A 17170-nucleotide genomic window follows, 5' to 3' on the forward strand; every position below is an offset into this window, starting at 1 on the left:
CAGTGTAAGTAACTCGTTTACCTTCTCAGAAACACTTAAGAAATCGAGTGTGTCCATGGGAAGGGTTTGTCGGGATGTCTCGTCACCGCAGCAGGGTTGTGGGCAGCAAGGTTGTCGGAGTCGCCGCGTTTTTGGCGATCGCGCCCATGACCCCGCCGGCACACGCCGACCTCGACGACATGATGGACGTCTTGTTCACGCCGTTTGCCACCACCGACGGTGCCCTTGACGGCCAAGCCCTGTTCGACACCACCGCCTGGGACACCTTCTTGTCCTCCGCGCACTGGGACGCCGCCTTTGCCGCACTGGCCGAGCCGGCCGACCCCGGTCTCGCCGTGGGCTTCGACTTCTACACCGGCCTGCACGACCTCGCCGAGAAGTGGATCGACAGCGAACTGGGCAGCCAGGTCAACGGCGCCATCAACACCCTGTTCGGCTCCACCGTCATCGGCAACGGCGCCGACGGCACCGAAGCCAACCCCAACGGCGGCAACGGCGGCTGGCTCTTCGGTGACGGCGGCGCCGGCTGGACCAGCACCACCGACGGGGTCGCCGGCGGCCACGGCGGCTCCGCGGTCGGGATCTTCGGCAACGGCGGCGCAGGCGGCGACGGCGGGGCCGGAGCTGTCGGCGGCGACGGCGGCGCCGCCGGCTGGCTGATGGGCAACGGCGGCCACGGCGGCGACGCCGGCGACGGCGACACCCTCAGCGGCCTGCCCGCCCTCGGTGGCGTCGGCGGGGTGGCCGGCCTGATCTATGGCACCCACGGCGCGGCCGGCCACTACGGCACCCTGCCCGGCGGCATCACCGGAACAGTCACCACACCGGTCGAGGTCTCCAACGGCTGGCTCACCAACTCCGACGGCCAGGTCGTGCTGCTGCGCGGCCTCAACCAGGTCTACAAGATTCCGCCTTACGAGCCGTCCGCCGGCGGCTTCAGCGAGGAAGACGCGGCCTTCCTCGCCGCCAACGGCTTCAACTCGGTACGCCTGGGCATCATCTGGGCCGGGGTGGAACCCCAGCCCGGCGTCATCGACTACGACTACCTGGCCTCGGTGAAGGAGACGGTCGAGATGCTCGGCCGCTACAACATCGTTGCCATCCTCGACATGCACCAAGACCTCTACAACGAGGAGTTCGGCGGCGAGGGCGCTCCGGACTGGGCCGTCTTGACCGGCGGACTGCCCAACCCCCTGCTGGGCTTCCCGGGCACCTACCCGCTGAACCCGGCGCAGAACTATGCCTGGGACTCGTTCTGGGCCAACGCCAAAGCGCCGGACGGCATCGGGCTGCAGAACCACTACGCGTTGTCGTGGCAGGCCGTCGCCAACTACTTCAAGGGCGACGCCAACGTAGCCGGCTACGACATCATGAACGAGCCGTGGGCGGGCACCCAGGCGTTGGGCAGCATTTTGGGCAACCCGTACTTCGACTCCCAGCAGCTGACCCCGTTCTACAACCAGATCGACGCGGCCATCCGCTCCGTCGACCCGAACAAGACCGTGTTCTTCGAGCCGAACACCCTCTTCGGCAGCCTGCCGGTGCAGACGCACCTGGGCACGGTCGACGACGAGAACTCGGCCTTCTCGTTCCACCACTACTGCGTCACGACGTCACTCATCCCCGGCTCGAGCTTCGGCTGCGACTGGAACGCCGACATCGTGTTCGGGTATGCGTCGGAATACACCCAGGAGCACAACATCCCGGGCTGGCTCAGCGAGTTCGGTGCGACGAACAACCTCGGAGCCATCGGGGCGAGCCTGAATGCCTCGAACAAGTGGCTCTTCGGCTGGTCTGAGTGGGCTTACACCGGCGGTGACATCACCAGCGCGTCGCCGAACGATCAGGCACTGGTGTTCGACCTGAGCAAGGCGCCGGTCGGGGACAACGTCAACTGGGACAAGCTTGATGCCCTGTCCCAGCCGTACCCGCAGGTGATCTCCGGAATCCCGAGCTCGTTGTCGTTCTCGGGCGGAGTCTTCTCCTTCAGCTACTCCACCGACCAGGCCGACGGCTCCGGCAGCTTCGCCGCCGGTTCACAAACCACCATCTCGGTGCCACCCAGCCAGTACCCCAACGGCTACACCGTCACCGTGACCGGCGGACACGTCACCTCCGGACCCAACGCTTCGGAGCTGATCATCGCGTCCGACTCCGGTGCCTCCACCATCAAGGTGACCGTCACAGCGGCGAGCTGAGCGGGCTAGGCACGGCCTACGGGCGCGGGCGCTCCGCCAGCGGTATCGGCGGAGCGCTGGCGCGCACCGTCTGACGTACCTCACCCAGGCCTTGCACCTGAAGGGTCACCACGTCACCGTCGCCCAGCCAGCCCGGAAATGGTTGCGGCAGTGCGGGATCAAGATGCTCAAGCAGGGTGCAGGTCGGTACCGTGCCGGAGCCGAAGACATCACCGGGCTGCAGCGGCACCCCGCGCGACGCGTAGCTGATGACCTCGCCGAAGCTCCAGTCCATGGCCTCGGTCGACCCGAGGCCCACGATCACGTCGTTGACGATCGCGGTGGCGTGCAAGCTGAGTTTGCCGTTGCGGCGGTAAGGCTCCAGCTCGTCGGGGGTGACCAGGTAGGGCCCCAGGGTGACCCCGCTGTCCTTGCCCTTGGCCTGCCCGATCGCCAGCACGCCCTCCTGGGCTTGCAGGTCCCGTGCCGACCAGTCATTGAAAATGGTGTAGCCGATGATGGCCTGCTCGGCTTGTTCCACCGACAGATTCGCGCCGGACGTGCCGATGATCGCCGCGACTTCCAACTCGAAGTCCTGGCAAGCACTGCCGGGTGCCATGGGCGCATCGTCGTAGGGCCCCAGAACCGTTGCTGGGCAGGCAAAATAGAACGCCGGAATCCGATACCAGGTGTCATCGAGGTCGCGGCTGCGGCCGGTCGCGGCAAGGCAGTTGCGCATATGGTCCAGAAAGCACAGGCTGTCGCGGATCGACGGCGGACGCGGGATCGGCGCCATCAGCGCCACCTGGTCGGCCCGCACCGTCGCCGTTGGGGCGGCCAACGCCCGTTCGCCGGCGTCGCGCAGACCATCGGGACCCAACCGGATCAGCTCCAGCAGTGTCACACCGGGCGGCAGCGCATGGATCACGTCGCCGTCTAGCACCCCCGCACGCTCCCCGTCGTCGCTTCGATAGGTCACCCACCGCACGGGTCAATCCTCACTCACGACCTCCTCGGGGGTCTTGTCAGGCCGCAGTCCGCGCCAACTGGGTTGGCGCAGCCGACCATCCGTCGTCCGTTCACTGAAGCGCACCTCCCCCACCACGGTTGGTTGCACAAACGTGACACCCTTGGCGTCCAGCCGGGAAAGCGGTGCCAGAAAAGGTGATTCGTCGGTGCGCAGCGGCATCAACATCTTCTTCAGGGCGGTGAGGTTACGGTCGGTGAACCCGGTGCCGACCCGACCGACGAAACGCAGGCCGTCACCCTCGGGAATACCCATCAGCAGGGACCCGATCCCGCCGCTGCGGCCACCTTCACCGGCTCGCCAACCGCCGATCACCACTTCCTGGGTTCGCCAGCGCTTGGCCTTGACCCACGCCGGCGACCGGCGCCCCGGGTGGTAGGGCGAGTCCCACTTCTTGGCGACAACGCCCTCCCAGCCGAGCCGGTGGGACTGTTCGAGCGCCTGCTCACCGTCGGCTGTCAGCAGGTCTTTGACCACCAAATCGGTTCCTCGCGCGAGGGTTTCCAGCAGGCGACGGCGATCCCGGTAGGCCGCGCGCAGCAGTGGGCGACCGTCGAGATAGAGCAGGTCGAAGGCCCAGAACTCCAGACGAGGAGAGCGGGCGTTGTTCTGCATCTCGGCGAAGCTGGGGACACCGCTGTCATCGAGCGCGACGAGCTCGCCGTCGAGCACCACGTGATGCTCGGCCAGATCGGCGGCCGGGAACGGCAGGTGGGGGTATTCGCGGGTAACGTCGCGCCCACTGCGAGCGCGCAGTCGAATCCGGCCGCGGTCGGCTTCCACCAGCAGCCGGTATCCGTCCCACTTGCCCTCGAAGGCCCACTGGCTCGGGTCGAGCCGGGTCACCGAACCCTCGGTGGCCAGCATCGGGGCCAGCTCGTTGAAGGTAAACGCCTTCTGGTCCTTCATCCGGTGCGCCAGCCACTGGTCGCCGCCGGTGCGGATCAGCGCGTATCGCCCGGAGATCCGGCTGCCGGCCAGCACCACGATCACCTCCCCCTTCTCGACGGTGTCCTCGAACTTCTCGGTGACATAGCTGCCCGAATCCCAGATGCGCACCGTGCCGGCGCCGTACTCGCCCTTGGGGATGGTGCCTTCGAAGCTGCCGTACTCCAGCGGGTGGTCCTCGGTGCGCACCGCGAGATGGTTGACCGACGGCGTGTCCGGCAGATTCTTGGGCACCGCCCAGCTCACCAGCACACCGTCGCGCTCCAGCCGGAAGTCGTAGTGCAGCCGGCGGGCGTGGTGCTCCTGGATGACGAAACTGTTGCCCTCCCCCGGCGACGGCGTCGCGTCCGGCACCGGTTCGGGAGTTCGGCCCGCGTCACGCTTGGACCGGTATACGGCCAGTCGATCGTGTCGGGCCAAGGGCCGGTCCAGCTCGGCCAACAGATCGCTGTCGCGAGCGACGCGGTCCAGCACCTCGTCGTAGCGCAGCTGCCGCAGGTCCGGGTCGTCCAGCTCCGCCCAGGTGCGTGGCGCGGCAACCATCGGATGGGCACGGCCCCGCAGCGAATAGGGCGCAATGGTGGTCTTCGACGCGTTGTTCTGACTCCAGTCGACGAAGACCTTCCCGGCCCGAAGTTTCTTGGCCATGGTCGCGGTCACCAGCTTCGGCAGTGTGCTTTCGAGTTGCTGCGCAACCCGTTTGGCCACCGTCGCCGCGCCCGGGCTGCTCACCGGGCGATCAAGGGCGGCGTAGACGTGCACGCCCTTGCTGCCGCTGGTGACCGGGAACGTCTCCAGGCCAAGCTCGGACATCAGATCCCGGATGGCGCGCGCCACCTCGGCGAGTTGGCTCATCGTCACGCCCTCGCCGGGGTCGAGGTCGAACACCAGACGCGTCGCCAGTCCGGGCTTGAGCACCTTCCCGCCGTGGGTCCATTCCGCCTCGAAACGCCACTGCGGCACGTGCACTTCCAGCGCCGCCTGCTGGGCGATCCAGGCCAGGCCGTCGAGGTCCTCGATGATCGGGTAAGTGGTGATGCCGGAGCGATGCTGAATGTCGGCGCGGGCCAACCAGCCCGGCGCCGAGGTGGCCAGCTGTTTTTCGAAGAAGGATCCCTGCTCGACGCCGTTGGGCCAGCGCTTGCGGGTCGCCGGTCGTCCCGCGATGTGCGGCAGCATCACCTCGGCGATGCGGGTGTAGTAGTCGAAGACCTCGGCCTTGGTGGTGCCCGTGGCGGGGTAGAGCACCTTGTCGGCGTTGGTCAGCTTCACCCGGGTCTGGAGCGGCTCAGCGGCCATGTCGCCAACCTACGTCGCACCAAAGCCGGTTATGGGCAGATCGAGGTGGGCATACTGGCCACATGCGTTCCATCTGGAAGGGTTCGATCGCATTCGGTCTGGTCAACGTGCCGGTGAAGGTCTATAGCGCCACCGAGGACCATGACATCAAGTTCCGTCAGGTGCACGCCAAGGACCACGGACGGATCCGCTATCGCCGAGTCTGCGAGGAGTGCGGCGAAGTCGTCGACTACGCCGACATCGCGCGGGCGTATGAGTCCGACGACGGCCGGATGGTGGTGATCACCGACGACGACATCGCGAACCTCCCCGAGGAGCGCGATCATGAGATCGCCGTTCTCGAGTTCGTGCCGGCCGGCGACCTGGACCCGATGCTCTACGACCGCAGCTACTTTCTGGAGCCGGCATCGAAGTCGATCAAATCCTATGTGCTGCTGGCCAAGACGCTGGCCGAAACCGACCGGGTGGCGATCGTTCATTTCACACTCCGCAACAAGACCCGGCTGGCGGCGCTGCGGGTCAAGGACTTCTCCAAGCGCGACGTGATGATGGTGCACACCCTGCTGTGGCCCGACGAGATCCGCGACCCGGACTTCCCCGCATTGGACACCAAGGTCGAGATCAAGCCGGCCGAGCTGAAGATGGCCGGGCAGGTGGTCGAGTCGATGGCCGACGATTTCGACCCCGACCGCTATCACGACACCTATCAGGAGCAACTGCACGAGTTGATCGCGGCCAAGCTCGAGGGCGACGAGGCGTTCACCCCCGAGGAGCGGCCCGCCGAACTGGATGCCACCGAGGATGTCTCCGACCTGCTGGCCAAGCTGGAAGCCAGTGTGAAAGCGCGCTCGGCGAAGGCGCCGGCGAAGAAAGCTCCCGCGAAGAAGACACCGGTCAAGAAGGCACCCGCAAAGAAAGCACCGGCCAAAAAGTCCTGATCCGCACACGGGCAAGCCACGGTATTTCACTCGTTACGGGCATTGTTTGACGTGGCGGGTGTAACCCTGGGCCTTATGTCCGATATCAAGGACGTCGTTCTGATCCATGGCGCATGGGCCCGCGGTGGCAGTTGGGGGCCCCGCCCACCAGCCCGGTGCTCGTGATCCGGGGCGAATGCGATCGGGTCGTGCCGCCGCAGATAGCACCCAAAACTGCAGCCCGGTACCAGCAGGGAACCTACGTCCAGGTCTCCGGCTCAGACCATCTGGTCTTCTCCGGTGAGGCACTACCGGTGACCATGGGCCTCATCGATGACTGGAGACGCCGGTGATCATGTCACCAGTTCGTATTCCACTTGCAGCAGCTCGTAGGTCCTGACCGCTCGCCGGTCGCGGGTCAACAGCGTTGCTCCAGCAGCCATCGCCGTCGATCCAACCAGCGCGTCATAGGTTGCTCCACCGGTGACATTGTGTGCCGCGAGATAGTTGATCAGCTCGCGATGCCTTCGTGCGTCCAGCGTGAGGTAATCGGCGGATGTGACGTCGGCCAGGTACGCGTGGACTGCCGCTGGCGCTACGCGATGCGGCGGCGGTAGTCGCGTCAGAACGGAATAGGTTTCCACCGCCGTGTGTGCGACCAGATGAACTCCCCGGCCAAGGGCACGCGCGGCGGGTTGGTGCGCTTCGTGCCAGGTTGCGAATCCGGCAACAAGAACACTGGTGTCGGGCGTGATCACCTTCGTACCCGGTCCAACGTCTCGCGAACGATTTCGTCGGTCAACGGGGGCAGCTCACGGTCTGGCCGTGCGACAAGGACCGAACCTTCCCGGACCAATTCGACGTCGGTGAACGCAGGTTCAATCTCGATCCGTCCATCGCGCTCCGTGATCTCCACCTGATCGTTTCCGTGCAAGCCAAGGCGATCGCGAATCCGCTTTGGAATCACCAAACGCCCCGCGGGGTCGATGGTTGTGCGCATGGTAAAAAAACTACCATCGACACGGCCAGGCTGAGCTCAGCCGCCGTCAACCGCTTTCGGCCGCCACCGCGGGCCGCTGGCGCACCCGCTGCGGCCACCAGAACCAGCGCCCGAGCAGCGCCGCGATGGACGGTGTCATGAACGACCGCACGATCAATGTGTCGAACAGCAGGCCGAGCGCGATGGTGGTGCCGATCTGACCGAGAATCCGCAGGTCACTGAAGATGAACGAGGCCATGGTGGCGGCGAACACCAGTCCGGCGGCGGTCACCACCGAGCCGGTCCCGCCGATCGCCCGGATGATGCCGGTGTTCAAGCCCGCGCCGATCTCCTCCTTGAACCGCGAAATCAGCAGCAGGTTGTAGTCCGAGCCCACCGCCAGCAACAGGATGACCGCCAGGGCCAGCACGATCCAGTACAGGTGGATGCCGAACAGGTACTGCCACACCAGCACCGACAGCCCGAATGAGGCGCCCAGCGACAGTGCGACGGTGCCCACGATGACGATCGCGGCGACCAGGCTTCGGGTGATGATCATCATGATCAGCAGGATCAGGCTCAACGCGGCGATCCCGGCGATCAGCAGGTCGTACTTGGCGGCGTCGGCGATGTCCTTGTAGGTCGAGGCGGTTCCGGCGAGGTAGATGTGGGAGCCCTGCAGCGGGGTGCCCTTGACGGCTTCCTTGGCGGCGTCACGGATCTTGTCGATGTGCGAGATGCCCTCGGGGGTGGCGGGGTCGCCCTCGTGGGTGATGATCAGCTGCGCGGCTTTGCCGTCGGGCGACAGGAACAGCTTCATCCCGCGCTTGAACTCGGCATTGTTGAACGCTTCCGGGGGCAGGTAGAAGGAGTCGTCGTTCTTGGCTTCGTCGAACGCCTGGCCCATGGCGGCCGGGTTGTCGTTCGCGGCCGCCGACTGATCGCTGATCCCGGAGTTGGTGGCGTAGTTGTTCAGCGCGAGGTCGCGGTTGACCTGCTGGCTTTCGATCTGGGAAGGAATCAGCCCCACCAATTATGGTTGTAACGCATCGAGCTGGTCCAAGGTCGCCGTGAGTTGTTCGAATTTCTCGCTGAGCGCATCGACGCCGTCTTGTATGTCGAACACCGAACGCAGCGCCCAGCACGCGGGAATGTCGAAGCAGTGCGGTTCCCAGTAGAAGTAACTGCGGATGGGGCGGAAGAAGTCATCGAAGTTCGCGAGCTTGTCACGCAAGTCGTTCATCAGGTCGATGGTGTCGTGAAAGCTCTGGGTCTCGGCGTGGGTGGCGTCGGCGAGCTGCTGCTGCAACGCATATTGCTGTTCCAGCGTGTGGATCGACTTCTCGGCTTCCGCCGCCTGCTTGAGCAGATCGGCCGCCCGGTCCATCTGGTACCGCAGATTCTGGGTTTGGGCGACGCTTCCCTGGCCCACCGAAAACGGTATCGAGGTGTGTTTCAGCGGCGTCCCCAACGGCCGCGTTATCGACTGGACCTTGGCGATGCCCGGCGTATGGAACACGGCTTTGGCGACCCGTTCCAACACCAGGAAGGACGCTGGGTTGCGCAGATCGTGGTCTGACTCGATCATCAGCAGTTCCGGGTTCAGCCGGGCTTGGGAGAAGTGCCGTTCGGCGGCGGCGTAGCCGATGTTGGCCGGGGCGTGGTCCGGCATGTAGACGCGGGCGTCGTAGCTGGTCTTGTAGCCCGGCAGGGCGAGCAGACCGACCAGGGCGACCCCGCAGGCCACCACGAGAATGGGCCCGGGCCAGCGAACGATAGCGGTACCGATCCTGCGCCACCCGCGGATCCGCATCGCCCGGGTGGGTTCGAAGCGGCCGAATCGACTGCCCAGGGTGAGCACGGCCGAGGTCAGGGTGAGCGCGGCGACCAGCGCCACGAAGATGCCGATGGCGGCGGGCAGGCCCAGCGTGTGGAAGTACGGCAGGCGGGTGAAGGTCAGGCAGTACACGGCACCGGAAATGGTCAGGCCCGAACCGATCACGACATGCGCGGTGCCGCGGTACATGGTGTAGAACGCTGTCTCGGGATCCTCGCCGGCCGCGCGCGCCTCCTGGTAGCGGCTGATGATGAAGATCGCATAATCGGTTCCCGCGGCGATCGCCAGCAGCGTCAGCAGATTCGTTGAGTACGTGGATAATCCGATGATCTCGTGGTAGCCGAGAAACGCGACGAAGCCACGCGCGGCGGCCATTTCGATGGCCACGGTGAGCAGCGCAAGCACGGTGGTGGCGACCGAGCGGTAGACGGCGAACAGCATCAGCGCAATCACCAGGAAGGTGATCGCGGTGACCTTGTTGGTGCCCTCGCTGCCGACCGAGAACTGGTCGGCGACCAGCGGTGCCGCACCCGTCACATAGGCGCGCACGCCGGGCGGCGCGGGCGTGTCCTCGACGATGCGGCGCACGGCGGCCACCGACTCGTTGGCCAGCGTCTCGCCTTGGCTTCCGGCCAGAAACACTTGCGCCAGTGCCGCTTTGCCGTCGTTGCTCTGCGAACCGGCGGCGGTCAGCGGGTCGCCCCAGAAGTTCTGGATGTGCTGAACGTGGTCGGTGTCGCGCTCCAGCTTCGCGATTAGGGCGTCGTAGAACCGGTGCGCGTCGTCACCGAGCGGCTGCTCGCCTTCGATGACGATCATCGCCGCGCTGTCGGTGTCGTACTGCTGGAACACTTTTCCGATGCGTTTCGCCGCCTGATACGACGGCGCGTCCGGGGAACTCATCCCCACGTTGTGGGCCTCGGCGACCACCTCCAACTGCGGAACCAGACTGTTGGTCACCGCGGCCAGAGCCACCCAGAACAGCACGATCGGCACCGCGAAACGCCGGATGGTGCGCGGCCAGAACGGCCGGGACTCGGGCGGCGCGCTCATCCGGACTTGTCCAAGCAGAAGGTGTAAGCACTCACTGCGTTGACGGTCCTTTCGTCTTTGAGCTCGCCGTCGATCACGATGCGGCAGCCCAATGTGTCGCCGTTGCCCTGCGCCCGCAGGTCGGCGATGACGGCCGGTTCGGTCGTCGTCGCCTGGTACCGCCACGGCAGCGGAGCGTCGATGATCTGCTGAGGCGCGGCGTTGACGTCGAGGTAGTTGATGGTGGCGACCGCTCCCGGCGCGCCGAAGACCTCGTAAACGACGTCCTTGGGATTGAAGGGCACGATTTCATCGGCCTTGTCGCTCTTCGTCGATGTGGTGTCACCCGATCCGAAGATGCCGTGCAGCCGGTAGACGGCGAACGCGGCGATGCCGACGACAGCCACGGCCACAAGGACCATCCACCCCTGCCTGACCAGGCTGGAAAACGACGGTCTCTTCACGGGAAGCCTTTCGGTATCCGTGGGCAGGTCGAATGAAAATTAAGCGTACGGTACGGAACCGTACGGTTCAATAGTGCGGCACCGCGATTCCTGCCGGCGAGATCAGTCGACGCGGCGGGTGAGAGCCGGCAGGATCACGCCGTCGACCAGACTCGCCACGGTGCGCGCGGTGGGCGCCCGGCCCGAGACCAGGGACCGGAAGACGAGATACCCCGGCAACACGTCCCACAGGTCATCATCGATGGCGGCGGCATCGATCTCCCCCCGGCCGACCGCCAGTCGCAGAATGTGCTGCATCAGCGCCTTGCGCTGATCGATGAACTGGCGCTGCATCGCCTCGTTCAGCGCGGGATTGCGCGACACCTCCACCAGTACCGCCCGCAGCGTGCCGGCGTGTTGGGCGGTCTGTTGGCAGACCAGCTCGCCCAAGCGCAGCAGATCACCCCGCAGCGTGCCGGTGTCGGGCGGAACCGCGACCTGACGGATGCCCTCGGTGAACGCGGCCAGTACCAATTCGGCCTTCGACGGCCAGCGTCGGTAGACCGTGGCCTTACTCGCTCGTGCCGTGGCCGCGACCGCGTCAACCGTCAATCGGTCGTAGCCGTTCTCCTGCAGCAGCGCCAAGGTGACGTCCAACAACTCGGCTTCACGCGGCGACCAGGTGGAGGCGCCGGAAAGATCGAGGTTCGAAGTCACGGCATCAACCATAGAATGCCGCCGCCAAAACCCGCGGACAGTCACCAAACATCGAATTAGAACGTGTTTCAAAAAAGGGTTCAGCTCACGCTCATTCCTTGTTAGCGTGGCGCCGTGATACTCGACAAATTCCGAATCGATAATCAAACAGCCGTAGTCACCGGTGCTGGCCGGGGCCTGGGCGCCGCCATCGCCGTCGCGTTCGCCGAGGCCGGCGCCGACGTGGTGATCGCCTCACGCACCCAATCCGAACTAGAGGCCGTCGCCGAACAGGTCCGCGCGGCGGGTCGTCGTGCCCACATCGTGGTCGCCGACCTCGCCCATCCCGAGGAGACGGCGAAGCTGGCCGCCGAAGCTGTCGAGGCGTTCGGCAAGCTCGACATCGTCGTCAACAACGTCGGCGGAACGATGCCCAACACCCTGCTGACCACGTCGACCAAAGACCTCAAAGACGCGTTCACGTTCAACGTCGCGACGGCGCACGCACTGACCATCGCGGCGGTGCCGCTGATGCTGGAGCACTCCGGCGGCGGGTCGTTCATCAACATCACCTCCACCATGGGGCGGGTGCCCGGGCGAGGGTTCGCCGCCTACGGCACGGCCAAGGCCGCGCTGGCCCACTACACCCGATTGGCCGCGCTGGACCTGTGCCCCAAGATCCGCGTCAACGCCATCGCACCGGGATCGATCATGACCTCGGCGCTGAACGTGGTGGCTTCCAACGAGGAGCTGCGGACCCCGATGGAGAAGGCCACGCCGCTGCGTCGACTCGGTGAGCCCGAGGAGATCGCGGCCGCCGCCCTGTATCTGGCTTCTCCGGCCGGCGCCTACCTGACCGGCAAGGTGCTCGAAGTCGACGGCGGCATCACCTTCCCGAACCTTGACCTGCCCGTCCCCGATCTGTGAGGAACCACTGACCTATGACTATTCGCGTCGCGCAGATCGGCACCGGCAATGTCGGTGTCCACGCGCTGAAAGCACTGATCACCAACCCCGAGTTCGACTTGACCGGAGTGTGGGTGTCCTCGGACGCCAAGGCCGGCAAAGACGCCGCGGAACTGGCCGGGGTGGACACGCCGACCGGCGTGATCGCGACCACCGACCTGCAGCAGGTGCTCGACGCCAAGCCCGACTGCGTGGTCTACACCGCGCTGGCCGACAACCGGCTCGTCGAGGCGCTGGAGGACTTCAAGCGCATCCTGAACGCCGGCATCAACGTCGTCGGCAGCAGCGCGGTGTTCCTGCAGTACCCGTGGAACGTCATCCCCGCAGAGATGCTGACCCCCATCGAAGACGCTGCGCGGCAGGGCGGTTCGAGCTTGTTCATCAACGGCATCGACCCGGGATTCGCCAACGACCTGCTGCCGCTGGCGCTGGCCGGCACCTGCCAGAGCATCCAGCAGATCCGCTGCATGGAGATCGTCGACTACGCCACCTACGACAGCGCGGCCGTCATGTTCGACGTGATGGGCTTCGGCAGGCCGATGGACGAAACCCCGATGCTGCTGCAGCCGGGTGTGCTGAGCCTGGCGTGGGGTTCGGTGGTGCGCCAGCTCGCGGCCGGCCTGGGCCTGGAACTCGACTCGGTCGAGCAGTCCCACATCCGGGTGCCCGCGCCGGAGGACTTCTCGATTTCCTCGGGTGACATCGCGAAAGGCACCGCCGCGGCGTTGCGGTTCGAGGTGCGCGGCATGGTTGACGGTAAGGCCGCCGTGGTCCTCGAGCACGTCACCCGGCTGCGCGAAGACCTGTGCCCGGAGTGGCCGCAGCCGGCCCAGGAAGGCGGCTCGTACCGCGTCGAGGTGACCGGCGAGCCGTCGTACGCGCTGGACCTGTGCCTGTCCAGCCCCAATGGCGACCACAACCACGCCGGCCTGGTGGCCACCGCGATGCGGGTCGTCAACGCGATTCCTGCGGTGGTCGCCGCCGAGCCGGGAATCCGGACCACGCTGGATCTGCCACTGGTCACCGGCCGCGGCCTCTACAGCGCCGGCTGACCACCACGCCGGCGTGACCGCGGAGCATCGGCGAATTTCCGGCTACCCTGACTTTCCTGTTCGTTAATCCGGATGGAAAGGGTGTCGGTGACTGCAGGCACCGCGGTTCGACTGAAGCCGGGCTGGGCGTTGCTCGGCCCGGCTTTCGTCGCTGCGATCGCCTACGTCGACCCGGGTAACGTCGCCGCCAACGTCAGCGCGGGGGCGAAATTCGGCTTCCTGCTGGTCTGGGTCATCGTCGCGGCCAACGTGATGGCCGGGCTGGTGCAGTATCTGTCCGCCAAGCTCGGACTGGTGACCGGGCACTCGCTGCCGGAGGTGATCGGCGCCCACAGTCGTACGCCGGTCCGGATCGCGTACTGGCTGCAGGCCGAATTGGTGGCCATGGCAACAGATCTCGCCGAAGTCGTGGGCGGCGCGATCGCGTTGAACCTGATCTTCGGCTTACCGCTGCTGCTCGGCGGCCTCATCACCGGAGTGGTGTCGATGGCGCTGCTGGCAGTCGGCGACCGGCGCGGTCCGCGGATCTTCGAGCAGGTGACCAGCGGGCTGCTGATCATCATCGCCATCGGGTTCCTGGCCAGCCTGGTGGTCTCCCCACCGGCGCCCGCCGACGTCGCCGCCGGCCTGCTGCCCCGTTTCGACGGCACCGAAAGCGTGCTGCTGGCCACCGCGATCCTCGGCGCGACGGTGATGCCACACGCGGTGTACCTGCACTCGGGGCTGGCCCGCGACCGGCACGGCCAGCCCGCGCCCGGCCCGGCGCGACGGCGACTGCTGCGGGTGACTCGCTGGGATGTCGGCCTGGCGATGCTGGCGGCCGGCACGCTGAACCTGGCCATGTTGCTGGTGGCCGCCAACAACCTGCGCGGCCTGGACGATGCCGGTTCCATCGAGGGGGCGCATGCCGCGGTCGGCAACACGCTGGGCCCGACGGTCGCACTGTTCTTCGCGATCGGACTGCTGGCTTCCGGACTGGCCTCGACCTCGGTGGGCGCCTATGCCGGCGCGATGATCATGCAGGGCCTGCTACGAGTGTCGGTTCCGCTGCTGTGGCGCCGGCTGATCACGCTGGGCCCGGCGCTGGCGATCCTGGTACTCGGGATCGAGCCCACTCGGGCATTGGTGATCTCGCAGGTGGTCTTGTCCTTCGGGATCCCGTTCGCGCTGGTACCGCTGATCCGGGTGACCGGCGACCGGGAACTGATGGGCGCCGATGCCAACGGGGCGCTGACCTCGGCACTCGGCTGGGCCGTCACCGTGGTGATCGGCGTGCTCAATGCGGCGCTGATCTACCTGACCCTGCGCTAGGCAACGCCTCCACATTTCCTGCTGAGCGTTCTTCCGACGTTAACTCCTACGCCGCCCGCCCGTCCCGACCTCGTCGACAGACGCCCCTAGCGTGAGGTTGCGCGTTCGTCGTCGAAGGAGTTGATGGGCGAGTTGCATGCGGTTGCGCCGACGTGGCTGGCTTCGCCGCCCGAGGTCCATTCAGCACTGTTGAGCAGCGGACCGGGCCCGGGGGCACTGATGGCCGCCGCATTCGCGTGGTCGTCGTTGAGCTCTGAATATGCTTCGGCAGCAGCAGAATTGAACACCACCTTGAGCGCCGTGCAGGCTGGGACTTGGCTGGGACCAAGCGCGGAGCGTTATATTGCTGCCCACCAACCGTATTCGGCCTGGCTGACACAGGCCAGCACCGACAGCGCGCGCGCCGCCGCCCAGCATGAGATCGCCGCAGCCGCCTACGCCAGCGCCTTGGCCACCATGCCGACCATGGCCGAGCTGGCGGCCAATCACGCCACGCACGCGGTCCTGGTTGCGACGAACTTCTTCGGCATCAACACCATTCCGATCGCGATCACCGAAGCCGACTACGTCCGGATGTGGATCCAGGCCGCCACCACAATGGCGACCTATCAAACGCTGTCGGACACGGCCTTGGCTTCGGTGCCCCGCACACCGTCGCCGCCGTCGATCCTGGCGTTCGAGAACGACGGCGGCGGCGACGATGACGGCGGCAACCCGGCCGACGTCCTCACGGCCCTCTACGAAACGCTGGCGATCTTCCTCGAGATCGCCGACATCTTGGACGGCCCGATCATCGCGATCATCGTGGAGATCGTGAACCGCATCATCGAGGCCATCAATGCCGCGGCATCCCCGGTCGCGAGCGTGCCGCCCCTGGCGCCGGTGATCGCGGGCGTGGCGAAGCCCGTCACCGTGGTCGCCGCGAGGGTACCGGCAGTGTTCATGGCGCCGCCCCCCGATGACGTGCCCGCGGCCGGGTTCGCCCCGGGCTCGCCGACTCCCGCCACTTCGGTCACAGCTACCACCCCGACTCCCGCCGCCCCTCCCCTGATCGCGACACCGGTAGCCGTCGCCCCGGCGGTCCGCGCGGCGGCCCGGGCCGGCAACGGCCCCGACAGAGGATTCGGCCCCACGCTCAACGACCGGGAGGCCGCGCCCGCGGCGGGGGCTCGCAGCCGGAAGGCGGCCGCGAGCCCGGCGCGTCGCCGGCGCCGCACGGCGGCCAAGGAGCCCGGCAGCACCGTGAGCATGGGCTCCGATCCGGTGGTACCCGACACACCACCGCCTCCCACCGCGACGCCGCCGGCGACGGCGTCCGACCGCAACGCAGGCGCCTTGGGCCTGGGCGGAACCCACCCTCGAGTCAGCGGGAAACACGCAACCGGGTTGACCACGTTAGACGAAGACGCCTTCGGCAACGCCGCGACGACACCGATGCTGCCCACCACCTGGGCCCCGGGTCGGGAACAACCGCCCGACCCCTAACGTTTATTAACTGTACTAAATACTTGCTAGGCTAAGTAAGTTGCATTGCCTACTACTTCGAGGAGCGCTCATGGCACGCACCGACCACGACACCTGGGACCTGGCCACCAGCGTGGGAGCCACCGCGACGATGGTGGCTGCCGCCCGGGCCCTCGCCACCAAGGCCGACAATCCCCTGATCGACGACCGCTTCGCCGAGCCGCTGGTCCGGGCCGTCGGCGTCGACTTCCTGACCAAGTGGGCCGCCAGCGACCTGGCGGGCACCGACTTCGACGACCACGACTCCGGGTGGAAGCTCGGCCAGATGCCCGACGCGATGGCCGTCCGCACTCGCTTCTTCGACACGTTCTTTGCCGACGCCACCCGGTCCGGGATTCGCCAGGCGGTGATCCTGGCATCGGGCCTGGATGCGCGCGCCTACCGACTGACGTGGCCCTCCGGCATGACGATCTTCGAGATCGACCAGCCACAGGTCTTGGCATTCAAGGCCGCGGCACTGACCGACTTGGGCGCCGAGCCGACCGCCGATCGCCGCGGCGTCGCCGTCGATCTGCGCGACGACTGGCCGGCCGCGCTGATCGAGGCGGGGTTCGACCGCACCCAGCCCACTGCCTGGATCGCCGAGGGACTGCTCGGCTACCTCCCGCCGGACGCGCAGGACCGGCTGCTGGACAACATCGCCGCACTGAGCGCCGACGGCAGCCGGCTGGCCACCGAGGCCATTCCGAACATCTCCGCGGACCAGCACGATCAGGCCCGGGAAATGATGCGCAGCGCCACCGAGAAATGGCGGGCGCACGGCTTCGACCTGGAGTTCTCCGAACTCGGGTACGAAGGTGACCGCAACGACGTCGCCGCCTACCTCGACCCCTTGGGCTGGGCCTCAACGGGCGTGACCATGACCGAGCTGCTGACGCAGCACGGGCGTCCCGCGCCCGCGCGCGCCGCCGACTCGGTGTCGATGGCCGACACGATCTACTACACGTCGATCAAGGGCTAGG

At 66.6% G+C, this 17170-nt stretch carries 13 protein-coding genes and 2 pseudogenes; 8 read left to right on the forward strand and 7 right to left on the reverse strand.

Annotated features, from left to right (window positions below; all coding sequences use genetic code 11):
* Nucleotides 1–74: 74 nt before the first annotated feature.
* Complete coding sequence (locus ABW16_RS02350; RefSeq protein ID WP_233424668.1) at nucleotides 75–2198, forward strand: cellulase family glycosylhydrolase; 2124 nt, start codon at nucleotides 75–77, stop codon at nucleotides 2196–2198.
* 19 nt (nucleotides 2199–2217) lie between these two features.
* Here the strand turns inward: ABW16_RS02350 and ABW16_RS02355 are convergent.
* Together ABW16_RS02355 and ABW16_RS02360 are read right to left on the reverse strand one after the other, a co-directional pair.
* Nucleotides 2218–3165 (reverse strand): annotated as a pseudogene (locus ABW16_RS02355) (fumarylacetoacetate hydrolase family protein); the annotation flags it as partial.
* Between the two features lie 3 nt (nucleotides 3166–3168).
* Entirely contained in the window at nucleotides 3169–5451 is a 2283-nt protein-coding gene (locus ABW16_RS02360) for an ATP-dependent DNA ligase (RefSeq protein ID WP_047317466.1), read from the reverse strand.
* A gap of 62 nt (nucleotides 5452–5513) precedes the next feature.
* Between ABW16_RS02360 and ku the strand changes: the two genes are divergently transcribed.
* A complete protein-coding gene (ku, locus tag ABW16_RS02365) occupies nucleotides 5514–6389 on the forward strand; it encodes a non-homologous end joining protein Ku (protein ID WP_047317467.1) in 876 nt (291 codons plus the stop codon).
* 113 nt (nucleotides 6390–6502) lie between these two features.
* Entirely contained in the window at nucleotides 6503–6721 is a 219-nt protein-coding gene (locus ABW16_RS28080; protein ID WP_047317468.1) for an alpha/beta fold hydrolase, read from the forward strand.
* On the opposite strand, the gene ABW16_RS02375 is transcribed toward ABW16_RS28080, so the two are convergent.
* The 5 genes and pseudogenes from ABW16_RS02375 to ABW16_RS02395 all read right to left on the reverse strand — a co-directional run bounded on the left by ABW16_RS02375 (nucleotide 6722) and on the right by ABW16_RS02395 (nucleotide 11388).
* The gene (locus tag ABW16_RS02375) at nucleotides 6722–7126 is read right to left on the reverse strand and encodes a type II toxin-antitoxin system VapC family toxin (protein WP_047317469.1); all 405 of its coding nucleotides are present in this window, start codon (nucleotides 7124–7126) and stop codon (nucleotides 6722–6724) included. It lies immediately after the preceding gene.
* Entirely contained in the window at nucleotides 7123–7368 is a 246-nt protein-coding gene (locus ABW16_RS02380; protein ID WP_047317470.1) for an AbrB/MazE/SpoVT family DNA-binding domain-containing protein, read from the reverse strand. The genes ABW16_RS02375 and ABW16_RS02380 overlap by 4 nt, the downstream gene beginning before the upstream one ends.
* Nucleotides 7369–7414: 46 nt before the next feature.
* Nucleotides 7415–10237: pseudogene (locus ABW16_RS02385) on the reverse strand (MMPL/RND family transporter).
* Entirely contained in the window at nucleotides 10234–10638 is a 405-nt protein-coding gene (locus ABW16_RS02390; protein ID WP_047317471.1) for an MmpS family transport accessory protein, read from the reverse strand. The pseudogene ABW16_RS02385 and the gene ABW16_RS02390 overlap by 4 nt, the downstream one beginning before the upstream one ends.
* Before the next feature lie 144 nt (nucleotides 10639–10782).
* The gene (locus ABW16_RS02395) at nucleotides 10783–11388 is read right to left on the reverse strand and encodes a TetR/AcrR family transcriptional regulator (protein WP_047317472.1); all 606 of its coding nucleotides are present in this window, start codon (nucleotides 11386–11388) and stop codon (nucleotides 10783–10785) included.
* Nucleotides 11389–11490: 102 nt separating this feature from the next.
* Between ABW16_RS02395 and ABW16_RS02400 the strand changes: the two genes are divergently transcribed.
* The 5 genes from ABW16_RS02400 to ABW16_RS02420 all read left to right on the forward strand — a co-directional run bounded on the left by ABW16_RS02400 (nucleotide 11491) and on the right by ABW16_RS02420 (nucleotide 17169).
* Nucleotides 11491–12282, forward strand: a complete 792-nt coding sequence (locus ABW16_RS02400; protein ID WP_047317473.1) for an SDR family oxidoreductase — start codon at nucleotides 11491–11493, stop codon at nucleotides 12280–12282.
* Between the two features lie 14 nt (nucleotides 12283–12296).
* On the forward strand, nucleotides 12297–13373 hold the full coding sequence (locus ABW16_RS02405; protein WP_047317474.1) for an NAD(P)H-dependent amine dehydrogenase family protein: 1077 nt from the start codon (nucleotides 12297–12299) through the stop codon (nucleotides 13371–13373).
* 72 nt (nucleotides 13374–13445) lie between these two features.
* On the forward strand, nucleotides 13446–14684 hold the full coding sequence (locus tag ABW16_RS02410; protein WP_047317475.1) for an Nramp family divalent metal transporter: 1239 nt from the start codon (nucleotides 13446–13448) through the stop codon (nucleotides 14682–14684).
* A gap of 123 nt (nucleotides 14685–14807) precedes the next feature.
* Complete coding sequence (locus ABW16_RS02415) at nucleotides 14808–16169, forward strand: PPE family protein (protein WP_047317476.1); 1362 nt, start codon at nucleotides 14808–14810, stop codon at nucleotides 16167–16169.
* 70 nt (nucleotides 16170–16239) lie between these two features.
* Nucleotides 16240–17169 carry a class I SAM-dependent methyltransferase gene (locus tag ABW16_RS02420; protein WP_047317477.1) on the forward strand — a complete coding sequence of 310 codons (930 nt, stop codon included), beginning with the start codon at nucleotides 16240–16242 and terminating at the stop codon, nucleotides 17167–17169.
* Nucleotide 17170: the final 1 nt, after the last annotated feature.

The sequence above is a fragment of the Mycolicibacter heraklionensis genome, assembly GCF_001021505.1.
GTDB classification, from domain to species: Bacteria; Actinomycetota; Actinomycetes; order Mycobacteriales; family Mycobacteriaceae; genus Mycobacterium; species Mycobacterium heraklionense.